Annotated in this window: 11 protein-coding genes; 7 read left to right on the top strand and 4 right to left on the bottom strand. The window is 54.7% G+C overall.

Going from position 1 to position 14,881, the window contains the following annotated elements:
* Positions 1-37 precede the first annotated feature (37 nt).
* From ACOBR2_RS11405 to ACOBR2_RS11385, 5 genes are all read left to right on the top strand, one after another.
* Positions 38-544: a hypothetical protein gene (locus ACOBR2_RS11405; RefSeq protein WP_420236239.1), complete on the top strand. Its 507-nt coding sequence runs from the start codon at positions 38-40 to the stop codon at positions 542-544.
* A gap of 158 nt (positions 545-702) precedes the next feature.
* Positions 703-1,002, top strand: coding sequence for a hypothetical protein (locus ACOBR2_RS11400; RefSeq protein ID WP_420236238.1), 300 nt, complete (start codon positions 703-705; stop codon positions 1,000-1,002).
* A gap of 49 nt (positions 1,003-1,051) precedes the next feature.
* A complete protein-coding gene (locus tag ACOBR2_RS11395) occupies positions 1,052-2,341 on the top strand; it encodes a TolC family protein (RefSeq protein ID WP_420236237.1) in 1,290 nt (429 codons plus the stop codon).
* Complete coding sequence (locus ACOBR2_RS11390; RefSeq protein ID WP_420236236.1) at positions 2,338-3,525, top strand: efflux RND transporter periplasmic adaptor subunit; 1,188 nt, start codon at positions 2,338-2,340, stop codon at positions 3,523-3,525. Before ACOBR2_RS11395 ends, ACOBR2_RS11390 begins: the two co-directional genes overlap by 4 nt.
* Positions 3,526-3,527: 2 nt before the next feature.
* A complete protein-coding gene (locus tag ACOBR2_RS11385; RefSeq protein WP_420236235.1) occupies positions 3,528-6,593 on the top strand; it encodes an efflux RND transporter permease subunit in 3,066 nt (1,021 codons plus the stop codon).
* Positions 6,594-6,776: 183 nt separating this feature from the next.
* Here ACOBR2_RS11385 and ACOBR2_RS11380 read toward each other — a convergent pair whose 3' ends face one another.
* The 4 genes from ACOBR2_RS11380 to ACOBR2_RS11365 form a co-directional block, all read right to left on the bottom strand.
* Entirely contained in the window at positions 6,777-7,646 is an 870-nt protein-coding gene (locus ACOBR2_RS11380) for a carbon-nitrogen hydrolase family protein (RefSeq protein WP_420236234.1), read from the bottom strand.
* Positions 7,647-8,014: 368 nt separating this feature from the next.
* Positions 8,015-9,034, bottom strand: a complete 1,020-nt coding sequence (locus ACOBR2_RS11375; protein ID WP_420236233.1) for an IS110 family transposase — start codon at positions 9,032-9,034, stop codon at positions 8,015-8,017.
* Between the two features lie 555 nt (positions 9,035-9,589).
* Entirely contained in the window at positions 9,590-10,207 is a 618-nt protein-coding gene (locus ACOBR2_RS11370; protein ID WP_420236232.1) for a DUF6448 family protein, read from the bottom strand.
* A 283-nt stretch (positions 10,208-10,490) separates the two neighbouring features.
* Positions 10,491-11,831, bottom strand: a complete 1,341-nt coding sequence (locus tag ACOBR2_RS11365) for a hypothetical protein (RefSeq protein ID WP_420236231.1) — start codon at positions 11,829-11,831, stop codon at positions 10,491-10,493.
* 699 nt (positions 11,832-12,530) lie between these two features.
* Between ACOBR2_RS11365 and ACOBR2_RS11360 the strand changes: the two genes are divergently transcribed.
* Positions 12,531-13,934: a glycoside hydrolase family 30 protein gene (locus ACOBR2_RS11360; protein ID WP_420236230.1), complete on the top strand. Its 1,404-nt coding sequence runs from the start codon at positions 12,531-12,533 to the stop codon at positions 13,932-13,934.
* 208 nt (positions 13,935-14,142) lie between these two features.
* Positions 14,143-14,835 (top strand): DUF1349 domain-containing protein, encoded by a 693-nt coding sequence (locus ACOBR2_RS11355; RefSeq protein WP_420236229.1) that lies wholly within the window; start codon positions 14,143-14,145, stop codon positions 14,833-14,835.
* Positions 14,836-14,881 lie beyond the last annotated feature (46 nt).

Here is a 14,881-nt window from a genome sequence, read left to right as displayed (position 1 = left end):
CAGCCGGAGCAAGGTCTACCGGGAAGAGTCGCATGAGATGGCCGAAGCCGATGGCATCCGGTTTACAGCGTCCGACAAAGAAAATCATATTCGATCCAGAGGTTTAACTTCCGTTGAGCGGATCGAGCCTGATTTTTCCGCCCGGCTCAACAACGGAAAGACCGTTGACTTAGACGCAGAGGCGACTCGGCATATCGACTATGGTTATGCCGTCGAGACCGTAGGGAACCTTTCCGTTGGCCGTGTGATTCTGAGCGGCGAGGTTCCGCAACTTGCCGGTCTCGAAGACGATCAGGTATGCCTCAACCCCAGCATCTGCAAGCTTTCCATCTATACATCAAAGATGTCTCAGACGCTCCAAGTGGAGCTTGCCCAGAGTGACGTCACAGCCGGAACATTATCAAAACAGCTTGCTAAGGTTGCAAGCCTTGGTATCGCAGAATATTCTCTCGTGGTAACCATGATCGAGGACAATTGGGTTACATCTCTAAGCCGGGTCTGCACGCAACCCAACGCAGTCCTGGCTTGTCATAAGTACTTATAAAGAAGGTGGTTCTACACCTCTTCATGCCCTTGGGAACTTCAGGTTGTTATGCCACTAGTACAGGCAATCGATAGCCCAGCAAAGAGTGCGAACGTTCGGTGTTGCAGGGATTCTCAGAACGACGAGCATTTCTTGCAGAACTGTGGCATTCTATTCTTATGAGAGTATGGCCCAAAGCGATTCGTGTTTTTGCAGCCTTCCTGGTCCTTTTTGTGACCGTGGAGGTCTTGCACTGCGATTTGTTTGCGGAAACGAATTGCTCTCAGACGCAATCTCAGCATTCGCAGCAGGCACCCAACGTACCGGACAACTGCCTCTGCTGCTGCGTATATGCGGTACCGATTCGACAAATCACTTTCATTCCTGAACAACTCATTGTTTGGGCGCATCCACAAGAACAGATCGAGCGTCCGATTCTGACGCCCTCCTATATCGATCACCCTCCGCAACTCAGCTAGTCCTATCTTGCAGAATTCCTGAAAACAGAAAACTGAATAGGAGACGTGTATGCGGAGAAGGATTCTCTTTCTCCTGCTCGCACTGTTGTGCCCGCAATTTTTGCTCAGGGCACAGCCCGGTGTTGCCGTTCTACAGACGGCAGACGACCTTGTGCGCGTAGGAATCGCCAATAATAAGGATCTCGCTGCGATGCAGAGCCGGATTGCAGAAGCTAGAGGCCAACTGCGTCAGGCTGGGGTTCGACCATCGCCAACTATCAATTTCACCGGGGAAACGGGCAAGCCCTTTGGCTCGGAGGGCGAGTACCAGTATGGAGCCGGAGTTTCGCAGCAGGTGGAGACCTTCGGCAAGCGCGGAAAACGCGTGCAGGTGGCCGAGCTTGCTGTTCGTGTGGCAGAGGCCGCATACAAGGAGCAGTCCACGCAGTTGGCCTATGCCATCAAGGCAACCTATGCGGAGTATCTTGCGGAAGACCGCAAGGTGAAACTCTTCGACAAACTGATTGATTTGAGTGAGCAGTCTCTAAAGCTGACAGAAGCACGAGCGCGCGAGGGCGATGTGGCTCCGCTCGATGCCAATTTGCTGAAGGTGGAAATCAGCCGCGCGCGGGTTCAAAAAGCAAGCGCACAAGGGAGACGGACAACCGCGGAGTTGGAGATTCGTCGATTGGCAGGACTGCGGCTTGAGCAAGGCCTTCCCTCCGCCGACTTTCAGCCGTCGGCATCGTTCGAACTTGAGAGCCTGAAGCGCAAAGCGATTGAAGAGCGCGCTGATTTGGCCATGGCGCGGGCGAATGAAGAACGCGAACATGCGGGAGTTTCACTGGCTCGTTCCGAGGCACGGCCGGACGTTACATTCTCTGCCGGAGTGGCCCGCCAAGCTAGCGAATTCGATGGTCTGTACGGGCAGCGGAGCAACGGATCCCTTGGCCCCATTCGTGAACGCGTCAGCACGTTGAGCTTCGGCGTATCGCTTCCGCTGCGCACCAGTCGCAGTGGCGCGGGCAATATGCAAGCGGCCACGGCACGCGTTGCCGCGGCGCAGTCTCACAGCGAATATCTTGCGCAGAGCATTCCTCTTGAAGTGGAGTCCGCTTATCAGCGCTGGCGCGTGGCGACGGACTCATGGCAGACGCTGCAAAAGGATGTGATTACGCCTTCGGTCGCCAATCTTTCCGTGATTCGCCAGGCTTACAAACTTGGGCAACTGCGTTTGCTGGACGTGCTTAACGAACAACGCCGTCTGGTAGACACGCAGCAGGCTTCGATCGACGCGCAGGCCGACGTGGCGCGCACTTGGGCAGAACTGGAACGAGCAACGGGAGGAAACCTTCCATGAAGCGAATGATCGTATCTTTACTCTTCAGCGCACTGATCTTCTCCGGTTGCAAACGGAAGCCTGCTGAAAACGCGGACAACGCAAAGCAGCAACCCGAGACGCAGCAAAATGGCTTGCTGCAGATGAGTCTTTCTGCCCAGCAGCATATCGGGCTTCAAACCGCACCCGCGGCACTCACGCACATGCAGGAATATCTGCGCGCCACGGGAACGGTCCAACCAATCGATAGTCGCGTGGCCTCGGTGCGGCCACTCGCGCGAGGACGCATCGTTGAGGTTCACGCAAAGGTTGGTGATCGCGTCAAGGCCGGACAAACGCTGGCCGTGTTTGACAACATCGAGGCAGGCGAACTGATTGCGCAATTGCAATCGGCTCGCGCTGAACTGGAACAACGCAAAGCTCGCCTTTCTCCCGCGCGTCGTCAAACAGAACGCAGTCGCAGGCTTGCCGATATTGGTGCCGGAGCCGAGAAGGACTTCGAATCCAGTCAGGCAGAGCAACAGGAGATTGAGGCAAACATACGCTCTCAACAAGCGGCCATCAACGGGCTTGAAGTGCGTCTGCACCGGCTTGGCATTGCGAATGCGTCTGCGCGCAGCAGCTTTTTGACGGCGCTGAAAGCTCCTTTTGCCGGAGTCGTAACCAAGGCACAGGTTTCCACCGGCGACTTCATCGATGAAAGCCGGGAAGTCTTCGCCATCGCAAATCTCACGCAAGTGTGGGTGCAGGCAGAGGTCTACGAAAAAGATCTTGGCCGTATTCGCGTCGGACAGAATGCTTCCATCACGGTGGACACCTATCCCAACGAACGCTTTGCCGGCCGCGTTGCCTACATTAGCGATGTGCTCGATCCGCAGACGCGCACCGCGCGTGTTCGTTGCGAGGTCGCGAATGGCGATCTGAAGCTGAAAACGGACATGTTTGCAAGCATTGAGCTGCCCACCAAATTCGACAAACAGGCCGTCACTGTGCCCACCAGCGCATTGCAAGAGGTCGAAGGCAAGAGCGTTGTCTTCGTTCGTCGTTCCTCGACGCAGTTCGAGAAACGCGAAGTGGAGAAGGGGGCCATCGTCAATGGGCAAGCCGAGATTGTGCGCGGCCTGAAGGCTGGCGAGCCCGTCATCACGCAAGGTTCCTTTCATCTGAAGTCCATCCTGGCCGGTGGCGAATTGGGAGAGGAATAGCCATGCAGAGACTTGTGGAACTCGCACTCCGCTATCGCATTCTTGTCCTGCTCGCGGCACTGTTTGTTGCTGCTGCCGGCGTTGCCGCCATGCGCAATCTGCCTATCGACGCTGAACCGGATATCACGCCCAATCAGGTGCTCGTGCTGACGCGCGCGCCAAGCCTTTCTCCTTTGGAGGTGGAACAACTTTTGTCGTATCCGGTCGAGACGGCGATGAGCGGTCTGCCCGGCATCCGGCGCATTCAATCCACCTCGAAGTATGGCCTGTCGTATGTGGCCATCTACTTTGAAGACAACATGGATCCCTACTTTTGCCGCAGGCTGGTGATGGAACGGCTGCCGCAAGCGAAGGAGGCCATTCCCGCCGAGGTCGGCGTGCCCGAGATGGGGCCAATCTCGACAGGACTTGGAGAAATTTACCAGTTCAAGGTCACAGGGCCAGGCCGCAGCGGCATGGATCTGCGCAGCATTCTCGACTGGGAGATTGCGCCGAAACTACGCCGTGTCCCCGGCGTCGTCGAAGTGAACAGCCAGGGTGGCGAGTTGAAGACCTATGAAGTGCAGGTCGATAGCGATAAGCTCGCGGGTTACCATGTGCCGCTCACAAAGGTCATCGATGCACTTGGCAAAAACAACGCCAATGCCGGTGGCGCTTATCTGGAACGCTCCGAACAACAGTCGCTCATTCGTGGAGAAGGTCTGATCGGGAGTCTTTCCGATATTGAGAACATTGTCGTCGGAAATTCTTCCACGGGCACACCGATTCTGGTTCGGCACATTGGCAACGTGCGATTCGCTCCCATGGTGCGACGTGGTTTTGCCACGCAGAATGGCAATGGCGAAATTGTGATTGGCGTCGGCATGATGTTGCTCGGCGAAAACTCGCGCGTCGTGGCCGATCGCATCAAACAGAGTCTGGATGAAATCCAGAAGACACTGCCTGCCGGAGTACGCATTGAACCACTCTATGACCGAACCGATCTGGTGAAGCGCACGATCCACACGGTGACGCGCAACCTGATCGAAGGCGGTCTGCTTGTCATCGCAGTTCTGCTTCTGCTGCTGGGCAGCTTCCGCGCTGGACTGGTGGTTTCACTGGCCATTCCGCTCTCGATGCTGGTGGCTTTTATCGGCATGGTGCAGGCCAAGATCTCAGGAAACCTCATGAGCCTTGGCGCCATCGACTTCGGATTGATTGTCGATGGATCGGTGGTCATTATTGAAAACATTCTTCGCCGACTGCATCAAAAAAAACCGGAAGAAGACGCCCGCGACATCATTCTCTCTGCCGCACGCGAGGTAGCCAAACCAATCTTCTTTGGCGTGGTCATCATCGCTCTCGTCTATCTTCCGATTCTTACCCTGGGCAATGTTGAAGGAAAGATGTTCAAGCCGATGGCGGCAACCGTTCTGTTCGCACTCTTCGGTTCGTTGCTGATCGCGCTCGCGCTGATGCCTGTGCTTGCGTTCTTTCTCCTTCGCAAATTACCGGCCGAGGAACATACATGGCTGATGCGGAAGATCGATCATTTCTATCATCCGCTTCTCAAAAAAGCCTTGCGTGCGCCTCGACTCACCGCCGGCATCGCGGTTGGTATCTTTATGGCGTCCCTGATCGCAATCCCTTTTCTGGGTGCGGAGTTTATTCCCTCTCTCGATGAAGGTTCTCTCCTCGTGCAAATGTATCGCGTGCCAGGCATCTCCATCTCCGAGTCATTACATGGCAACCAGATCATCGAGAAAGTGCTGCGCGAGTTTCCCGAAGTCTCCTCTGTTTTCAGTCGAACCGGAAGCCCTGAGGTCGCTACGGACCCCATGGCCATTGATCAAAGCGATGTCTACGTCATGCTGAAGCCGCAGAACGAGTGGCCGAAAAAGAGGAACAAGAGCGATCTGATCGAGGCCATGGAAAAGCGTCTGAAAGAAGAAGCTCCGGGCGCGGCCTACAGCTTTTCTCAGCCCATCCAGATGCGCATGCAGGAGTTGATGGAAGGAGGAACCCGCAGCGACATTGCGATCAAGCTCTACGGCGACGATCTCGAAACCCTGCGCCAGAAGGCCGATCAGATTGCCGCTGTGGTCAGCAAGGTTTCCGGTGCGGCCGATGTCCGCGCCGAGCGTGTGGCTGGGCTGCCCTACCTGCGCATTCATCTTCGGCGCGATGCATTGGCCCGTCATGGACTCGATGCCTCGGCCGTGCTCGATACAGTGCAGGCAATTGGCGGAAAACCCGTCGGTGAAATCATCGAGGGCAATCGGCGCTTCACCATGCAAGTTCGCTTCCCCGAGGAGCAGCGAGCCTCCATCGAGAACATCGGCGACCTGCGCGTGGGCGACAACGAGGGCCACTTCATTCCGCTTGCGCAGTTGGCCGATATTCAGGAGGAAGAAGGCCCTGCGCAGATTAGCCGCGAGGGAGGCCAGCGCCGCATCAGCGTGGAGGTGAATGTGCGCGGGCGCGATCTGGCAGGATTCGTCGCCGATGCTCAACGCGCCGTCTCCGCCAAGGTGCCGATTCCGAACGGTTATCAACTGCAATGGGGCGGCCAGTTCGAGCAGTTGCAAAGCGCCAGCCGCAGACTGATGATCGTGGTGCCTGCAGCACTTCTACTGATCTTTGTGTTGCTCTACTTCAACTTTCAGGCTGCGATGCCGGCATTGTTGATCTTCATGAACATTCCGCTGGCCGCAACAGGAGGCATCCTTGCATTGCTCCTGCGCAGCATGCCCTTCAGCATCTCCGCTGGAGTCGGATTCATCGCGCTGTTTGGCATTGCCGTTTTGAATGGCATTGTCCTACTCACCTATATCCGCGACCTGCGCAAAGAAGGGCTTCCCTTTGAAGTAGCCGTGGAACAAGGCGCACTCACGCGTCTTCGTCCGGTGCTGATGACCGCACTGGTCGCCAGTCTCGGCTTCATCCCCATGGCGCTGTCGCATGGCGCAGGAGCAGAAGTGCAACGGCCACTGGCAACAGTAGTCATCGGCGGCCTTGTCACTTCAACGCTGCTGACCTTGCTGGTTCTTCCCGCCATCTATCGATGGTTCGAAGGACAACGGGACTAGGTAAAACATTGAAGGGGCGAATGTGTATCTTCGATTTGTCCCTTCAATGTGCAGTACGATGAAGTTCACGAGGGACCACTCTTGCGTACTCTGACCCGCCAGTCTTTGCGCCGGGAAACTAACCAATCTTGGACGGTTGCACATCATCCACAAACTGCCACGACCAAGTGTTCGCTCGAACGATCACTTGAGATGAAAGGAAAATACATCCGGTCTGTTATAGTGTCCAGCCACATCTAAATCGAATTTGCCACGTGGAATATCATCAAGATCCAGCCTGGCGAACAACAGTCCTTCACCACTCATGGGACCAGCGACGATCTCTCCTTGGGGAGAAACGACTAGGCCGCTTCCGTCGATCGCGAGACCAGTTTCTCTCAGATCCTCCGGCCAATCGTCTTTCTTCAATACTTGGCACGCGCTCAGAACAAAACAACGGCCTTCATAGGCGATATGGCGCATGCTTGTCTGCCATATTGCGCGCGCATCTACGGTTGGAGCACACCATATCTGAACGCCCTGGTTATATAAGTGTTGTCGATAGAGAGGCATATAGTTTTCCCAGCAGATAGCCATGCCGATACGACCTAACTCCGTATCGACGACCTGCATGGTTGATCCATCGCCCAATCCCCAGACAAGTCGTTCAATGGCTGTGGGCATTAGCTTTCTGTGCTTGCCAATCAAACCTTTTGTGGGAGAAAAGAGCAGCGATACACAGTAGAGTGTGCCGCCGTCGCGCTCCACTACGCCGATGACGATATGAAGATTTAGTTCCTTCGCTAGATGCGCAAGCAGTTCGGTCTCCGGTCCGGGACACTCGATGGCAGATTGCCAGTAACGGCGAAAGAGTTCCCGCCCGTCATCGGTCCGATTTCCAAGCGTAGCTCCAAAAGTGAGTCCCTTCGGGTAACCACCCAGCAGAGCTTCTGGAAAAACCAGCAGTTGAACATCGGATGCTGCCGCTTCCCGACACAAAGCCTCGACTCTCTGAAGCGTGCAAGGAGTATCGAACAACGCGCTTCCGACTTGGGCAACCGCAGCTTTAATCATGCATCGATTATATTAGTGCATTTTCGGAATTTGCGTGAACTTTCGAGGGACGTGCGAAGTGGATTTCTCTTTGAGAAAAGCCACTTATTGATCCGGCCCTAATGGATAAGACATTTACGGATGCCTCACCCGCGCAGCGCCTTTGTCTTTGTGGCTAGATTCTCTCTTTTGCGTCAAGTATTTTGGTGGGGAAGGGTTGGATTTTCAAGGCATGAGGGTCTATCCCTCCGATGTCTGTCGGGGCCGGGCGGGGATCTCCCGCCCGGCCCTCGGTTCATCGTCAGGATGAGCCCATCCAGTTAACCCTCGGCATGGTTGCTTCCCAGCAGAGCCCGCTTCCGTTTCACTGGATGGGGCGATTGTAGCTCTTATGCGATCTGCAACTGCGGGAAGAGTTTGCTCCCATCATAGGGCATTTGGTTTTTGAAAATTCCGTAGATTGCGTGCAGCAGCTTTCGCGCCACCGCGATCAGGGCCTGCAACTTGGCCTTGTGGCGACTTAGCAGGGTTTCGTAGAACGCCTTCAAGTGCGGATTGCGGCGCGCCGCAACCAGAGCCGGCATGTAGAGCGCCCGCCGCAGATGCCGGTTGCCGGCCCGGCTGATGCGCGACGGCTTGTGCACCGAGGTTCCCGACTCCCGATGCGCCGGATCAAGTCCGCTGTGCGCCACCCACTGCCGCACACTCATCTCCGGCGAGAGCGGAGCCAGTTCTCCGAGCAACTGCAGCGCACTGATTGCGGCGATCCCCGGTATGCCGATCAACAGCTCGAAGCGCTCCCGCATCGCCTCATCGCTCCGAACCAGTTCCAGTGCCTCACCGCGCAGCCGTGCGATGCGCAGCTTCAGCGAAGCCATCGAACGTTTCAAGTCGTTCACCACGCAAGCGGGCGTAGACGTTGACTTTTCCGCGGCGTGAAGGCGATTGTTTTGTCGCGTGTGCTCCACGACCAGACTTTGGATATGACGGCTGATAGCGCGCAATTCGAGCCCGCTCAGCTCAGGCGCACACCACGGCGTGAAGGGCATCCGAGCGCTGTATTCAGCCAGAACCTGCGCATCGGCCGAGTCGGTCTTTGACCGGCGTAGCGTCTGCGCAAAGCGGTGAATCAGCTTCGGATTCAGTACCGCGACTTCGATGCCATCGGCCCCGTCCAGCGCCAATGCAAGGTCCAGCGAATAAATGCCGGTCGCCTCCAGCGATACACGCACCCGCGCCTTCAGCTTGTGCAACCAGCCGATCAGCGCCTTGTGCCCGCCGCCCGAGTTATCAAAAACACGCTCTTCGAATCGTTGATCTTCCTGTTGAACGGCTACGGCCAGGCTCGCGGCACTCACATCAATGCCGCAGAATACCATCGCTTGAATGGGCTGGATCGGCTTGCTCATGGCGCTCCTTGAGGGTACGATTAATCTCGGCAACCGCCCCTGTCCGCGCTCACGGACTTACTCTACCCGCCGACCTTGAACATGCAGGCTCAACGGCCTCCGATTCTCCACGGCGTAAAAAGAGAGGGGCGGGGGCCGGTCTAAACAACAGGCTCAGATCACTCTGGCCTCGGGTGGGAACGGCCTCTCCGCCGAAACGTAACCTATCGTCACGCCTCAGTTCGCAAGATACAAGGGTGGGATAGGTAAGTCTCACCGGGCCGATCAATAAGCGGGTGCTTTCGTTCTGTAGCAATTCCGAAAATGCTATAAGCAAAAAACGAGTTTCAGTGCTTTAATCGGTGGCTCACTTACGTTCGTCTCTCTCCGACATGGCATGTTCAAGCCATGGCTCTTAACCACACCGTTCACCGCCGCAGCTTTTGGCTGAAGCAGTTTGTGGCTGTTTGGAGCCCCTCCCGTCCGGGGCGGCTCCATACTATCCTCATTCTTCGTATAGCATGGAGCCCACGTTTCTTCAGATACAAGCAGAGCCTGGGAGAGCCTCCTTCGTTGCTAACGCTCGTGGTGTTTATCGGTCTCCTCGGAGCGTTCGTCGCTGCTCCCTTGGACGGATTCGTGAAGTTCCTCGGCATAGTGCAGAAATTCGACATATGCTTTGACGTACGCCCGCCCTGCATTTAGGTCTTCCGTGTTGAACTTTTTTGCGGCAATGACCTTCTGAAATCGCTCACGGATACCATTCGCAGATTCGTGAGCGATCAATAGCGCCAGATCATCCACGGACCCGCTTTCGATGGCTTTATCCGCTGCTGGAATAATAGGCCCCAGGTCACGCCCAGCTGGCTTCAGCCCGGTGTATGGCGCGCCTTCGCCTGCGCGGTGTATGCGAACAAGCGTTTCAAAGAAATACTGGTCGGCGAGTTCTCTGGCTTCTTTATTTAGTGGGCGTACGGCCATGGTTTTGGCAAACGCGCTTCGAATCTCGGCTTCGTCATTGGCCTTTACCCAAACGAGGACAAGGTTTACGTCGCCCTTGGCTAGCGCTTGTTGAGCAGCCTTGACAACTGGTCCGTCTGCCCCGTCGCAGTGGGCGAGAGCCTTGGTAGGCATCATGAGAACGACCCCAAACACTACAAAAGTGAGTCGCATAACCAATCCATTCTTCATCATAAGAATCTTCCTCTTTGTCGCCAGACAGGCGATGACTCAACATCCTGCTGCTGTTTGCCAGAGGTTTACTCAGATCTTCCCTGGCGTTTAAAGCGGTTCTCCAATAGGTGTACCCTTGCCAACACAGTGCAAGGGGTCTTTTTCTTGAGAAAAAAGTCCCTCAACCGCATTGGCTCAGGATATAGTGCCTAGAACGGTAACGCTGGGACTTAAGTCACAGAAACATCCAATTGTGGATTCAATAATGTAGTGCAACGGCTACTTCGCGTTGGCAAGACCGTATCTACCACATCTCGGTGGCTAAAACTCGCGGTGGTCCAGGAGAGCCGTTGATCAGCTGCGTTCCCAACACAATTTCAAAATTTTTCAGATTATGATTATTCTGGAGTTTTGCGGCAATCTCTTTGAGGTCTCCCGGGCGAGCAAGAAACTTAGCGGCGGCTTTCGTGCCATCTCCACCGATTCCGCCGACCAACATCACGGTCTTATCCGTTTCGGGGTTCTGAAAACGAGCGATGATTGCGTAGTCGCGGTTCAGATTTGGATAGACGGCATTCTGATCGACGATCCAATCATTCTGTTTGTGATCCCGGTGGTCGGTGATCTGTATCTTCCCGGAACTGACCTCGTCGAACTGGTAACGAAGCGACTTCATCGCACGCAGCGTCCAGGTGTTGTCGAGTGCACCAACATAGATAGTGGAACCCTCCTGAAGATCGGAGAAGGTTGTTTTGGCGCTCGATTTGATGAGAAAGGATTGTGCGTGAGCACGCAGAATATCAGTGATATCGAGCAGAGCCATCACATCGTCGTAGGTAAGCGCATTGACCTGATTGATGTGATCGAGAAGGGTGGTATCGCGGGTGTCCTCGCTGGCCTTGCTTCCTGGCCTCCCGATGCAGATCAGAACCGGCGAATGGCTGCCGATAAAGGGAGCCCATACAGTTTCCACCGGGGAGATCGTATACCATTGCCAGGCTTTCCACGCACCAAAGGAGCCGAGCACAAGCAGGAGAAGTCCCAAGGCTACCCAGGGTCCACGCGCCAGCCTTTGTTTAGCGGCTGTCGGAAGCTCGGAATTGAAGGTGGGAGATGCTGCCTCTGATTGCGGCGTGGCTTCGGTGGTATCGGAGTTCGCGTGAGGCGGCAACTGCAACGGGGTTGAGAAATGGAATTCGGGGATATAGCTTCCCGCGGTTAATTCGATCCGCAACTCATTGCTGTGCGTATCTTCATGATAATACTGCGCGATACGTTTGCGGATTTCGGCGATGGTGGTGCGAACCACTGGATCATCGGCAGTGTTGTAATCCGGAGTCCGATCAAAGACCTCGACGCCGATCGTACGCTCCTTGAGCAGGTGGCCCTCTCCGCACAGTGTCTTTTCGACCAGGTAGCGAAGCAGTATTGGGTACTTTTTGCTGAGCTTGAAGTGGTGGCTGGCAAGCAGCCGTTCAAGTTGAACCAGGACCAACTCGGATTCACCTTTGTTCCACGCATTTTGTTTTGGCTGGTTCCGTTCACTTGTTTGCATTTCGCTCTCAGCTCTGGCTGTTGGAGTATGAAGTCGTCTGATACGACGTTCATCGACCTTTCCCCGCACACCATGCATCGATGCATCCATAGTGTTTTGAGTGGTTTAGTCTTTCAGACGCGGGCTAACACACTCCATGCCAACTTCATGGCTGCGGCTCTTTCCGGTATCTCGCCTTTTTTCGGACAAGCACTTTGGATTGGGAGATGTCGGACTCGCCTTGATTATAACGAAGAGAGAAATGAGTTATGTATTCGCCTATTCTTTGCCATGCGAAAATTACGGGATGGTAAGGAGCACGAGAAGATGCCGTAGAAGTCACTTCTGATTTCCTGCGAAAAGGAAAATCAGAGTGAACATGAACACCTTGCAAGGCAGAAATCCAGGTACTATACCGTCAGATGACAATTTGCAAATAGCACATAAATAAATAGTTACGCTTTACACTGACAGTAATGTTCCCGATTCATCCTTTTCCTTCGTCTGAAGCACGCTGTAGTTTTGATACGCATTGAAATCTTGGGGCTGCGGGCTCTGAGTTGCGGAACTCCACGATGGGTTGGCATTGGGCTGCTTTCGGACAGCTCTCCGTTGCAGGGCGTTTCCACCGTTCATGATGCAAGACGCTCTTTTCATGCACACAATCCATCGTTCGGTACAGAGTGAGAGAAAGAACGGGGCAAAAAACATATGTCCGCTGAGTTTTTGAACCGGCGCCAGATATTGAAGAGCGGTGCTTGCGTTGCTGTGGGCACAACGATTGCCACACTCGCACGGCCGATTTCAGCGGTGGCGCAATTGCCCGCGAACGAGCCACTGCACGATGATCGCGTCACGCTTATGACCACCACAGAGGGAGCGGCCTGGCAGCAGGGTACGCCATTGAAGCCATCTTTTTCATGGGAGCAACTCAATCTAAATATCGATCCCGAGCAGATTCGAGAGAGCGCGCAGCCGGTCCTGGGATTTGGTGGCTGCTTCAATGAACTCGGTTGGAGATCGCTTCAGGTTCTCGAAAAGCAGGATCAGGAAAATATCTTGCACGAACTGTTTGATCCGCAAGCCGGAGCACGGTTCAACTATTGCCGCATGCCGATTGGTGCAAATGATTTTTCCACTGCCGCCTACAGCTATGACGAGAGCGACGGCGACTTCGAGTTGAAGAACTTCAGCATCGATCATGACAAAAGCACGCAGATCCCGTTCATCCATGCGGCGCAGAAATACCAGCCTCATCTGCGTCTCTGGGCGTCGCCATGGACTCCGCCAAGCTGGATGAAGCGAAATCACTTCTACGCCGAAGCGAAGTCCTGGCCGAGTATGCCGGATAACGGCATTCGCTCCGATCAGATTGGGCACGAAGGTGAGGACTTCTTTATCCAGGAGCCACGCTACTTCGAAGCTTATGCCAGGTATTTCGGCCGCTTCATCGACGCCTATCGTGCCGAGGGGATCGATGTCGGTATGGTGATGCCGCAGAATGAATTCAACTCTGCGCAAAACTTTCCCAGTTGTACATGGACGCCTGCGGGGTTAACTCGCTTTCTGCGTTCATTGGCACCGGAGATGCAAAAGCGTGGCGTCGACATTTTCTTCGGCACGCTGGAGCGGGGAGATCCACAGTTATTGGATGCGATTCTGACAGACAAGGATATAGCGCGCGTAATCAAGGGTGTGGGCGTGCAATGGGCGGGCAAGAATGCTTTGCCAAAGATACATGACAAGCATCCAGATTTGTTGATCTACCAGTCCGAGCAGGAATGCGGGGACGGCGCGAATACCTGGGCCTACACGGGATACTGCTGGCAACTGATGAAGCACTACTTCCGCAATGGGGCTTCTGCCTACATGTACTGGAATATCTCGTTGGAGATGAATACTCCGAGCACGTGGGGATGGGCGCAAAACTCGCTGGTTAGTGTGGATCCCATTGCGAAGACCTATCGCTTTAACCACGATTACTATCTGATGAAACACCTGACTCACTATGTTGATCTTGGTGCCAAGTCTCTGGAAACAGCGGGAACATGCGACAACGCCCTGGCTTTTGTCAATCCAGATGGCTCCGTTGCAGTCCTGCTACGGAATGAGTCGTCTCTTGCTCAGAAGGTGCAAGTGCGTGTGAGAAATCGTGAAGTGAGTGTCGAACTTCCGCCGGATTCAATCGCCACGCTTTTTGAAAAAGCATCCTGACGCGTGTTCCATATGGCGTCTATTTGCGCCAATCAGGAGTTACGCTTCATGGTGAATGGAACTGCTGTGTTGCCGAAGTAGAACTTGATAAGATGGGGTCTGCTTTCAGGCTATCGCTGAACCTTCTGCTTCAGTATTTGTGAACCTCTATCAACGTTGTTCAGACATTCCCATTCAGGGTATGTCAGAAAAGGAAGAAACAGAAATCATGAAAATGCTACTCTCCATGCTGCCGATTCTCTCTCTTTGTGTGCCTGTTCTCGCGTCAGCCCAGAACCTGGGGGATAAGGAATGTCACATTGCCTTGCCTGGAATCACCTTCACTCGCGCTCTCAATGGAGCTGCCGACCATGCCAAAGTGAGTGACGGAAATTTGACGCTTTCGAGTGAAGCGAAGCGCGATAACTTCCGTGATCCGGACGGGAAGCTATCGAACAACACTGCACCTGTTCTGCTTTCTCAGGTTGACAACTCGAAGCCATTTACCTTGACGGCGAAGATCACGCCAACGTTTTTGAAGACCTATGATGCCGGAACGCTCTACATCTGGGTAAAGGATGACCTGTGGCTGAAAATGGCGATGGAGATGGACGAGCGCGGCAAACATCGCATGGTCAGCGTTCGCACCACTGGCACCTCGGACGACAACAACCACGACGTGATCACGGCGAAGAGCGTCTACATGAAGATCTCTTCGGACACGAAGACCGTCGGTTTCTACTACTCGCTCGACAAGAAAAGCTGGCAGTTGATTCGCCTCTTCAAGAATGAATACCCGACATCGCTTTGGGTTGGCGTCAGTGCGCAGTCTCCGCTTGGCGAAGGGACGTCCGCGCTCTTTGAGGACGTAACGCTGACCCAGCAGAGTATCTCGGACTTCCGACTGGGGCAAGAGAAATAGTCCTACCCGCAGTTTGTTTGCCCGCGCCTGGCTCAATCGCTGAGCG

It is taken from the genome of Telmatobacter bradus (genome assembly GCF_048629425.1).
Classification (GTDB): domain Bacteria; phylum Acidobacteriota; class Terriglobia; order Terriglobales; family Acidobacteriaceae; genus Telmatobacter; species Telmatobacter bradus.
This window is presented reverse-complemented; position numbering and strand designations above follow the sequence as displayed.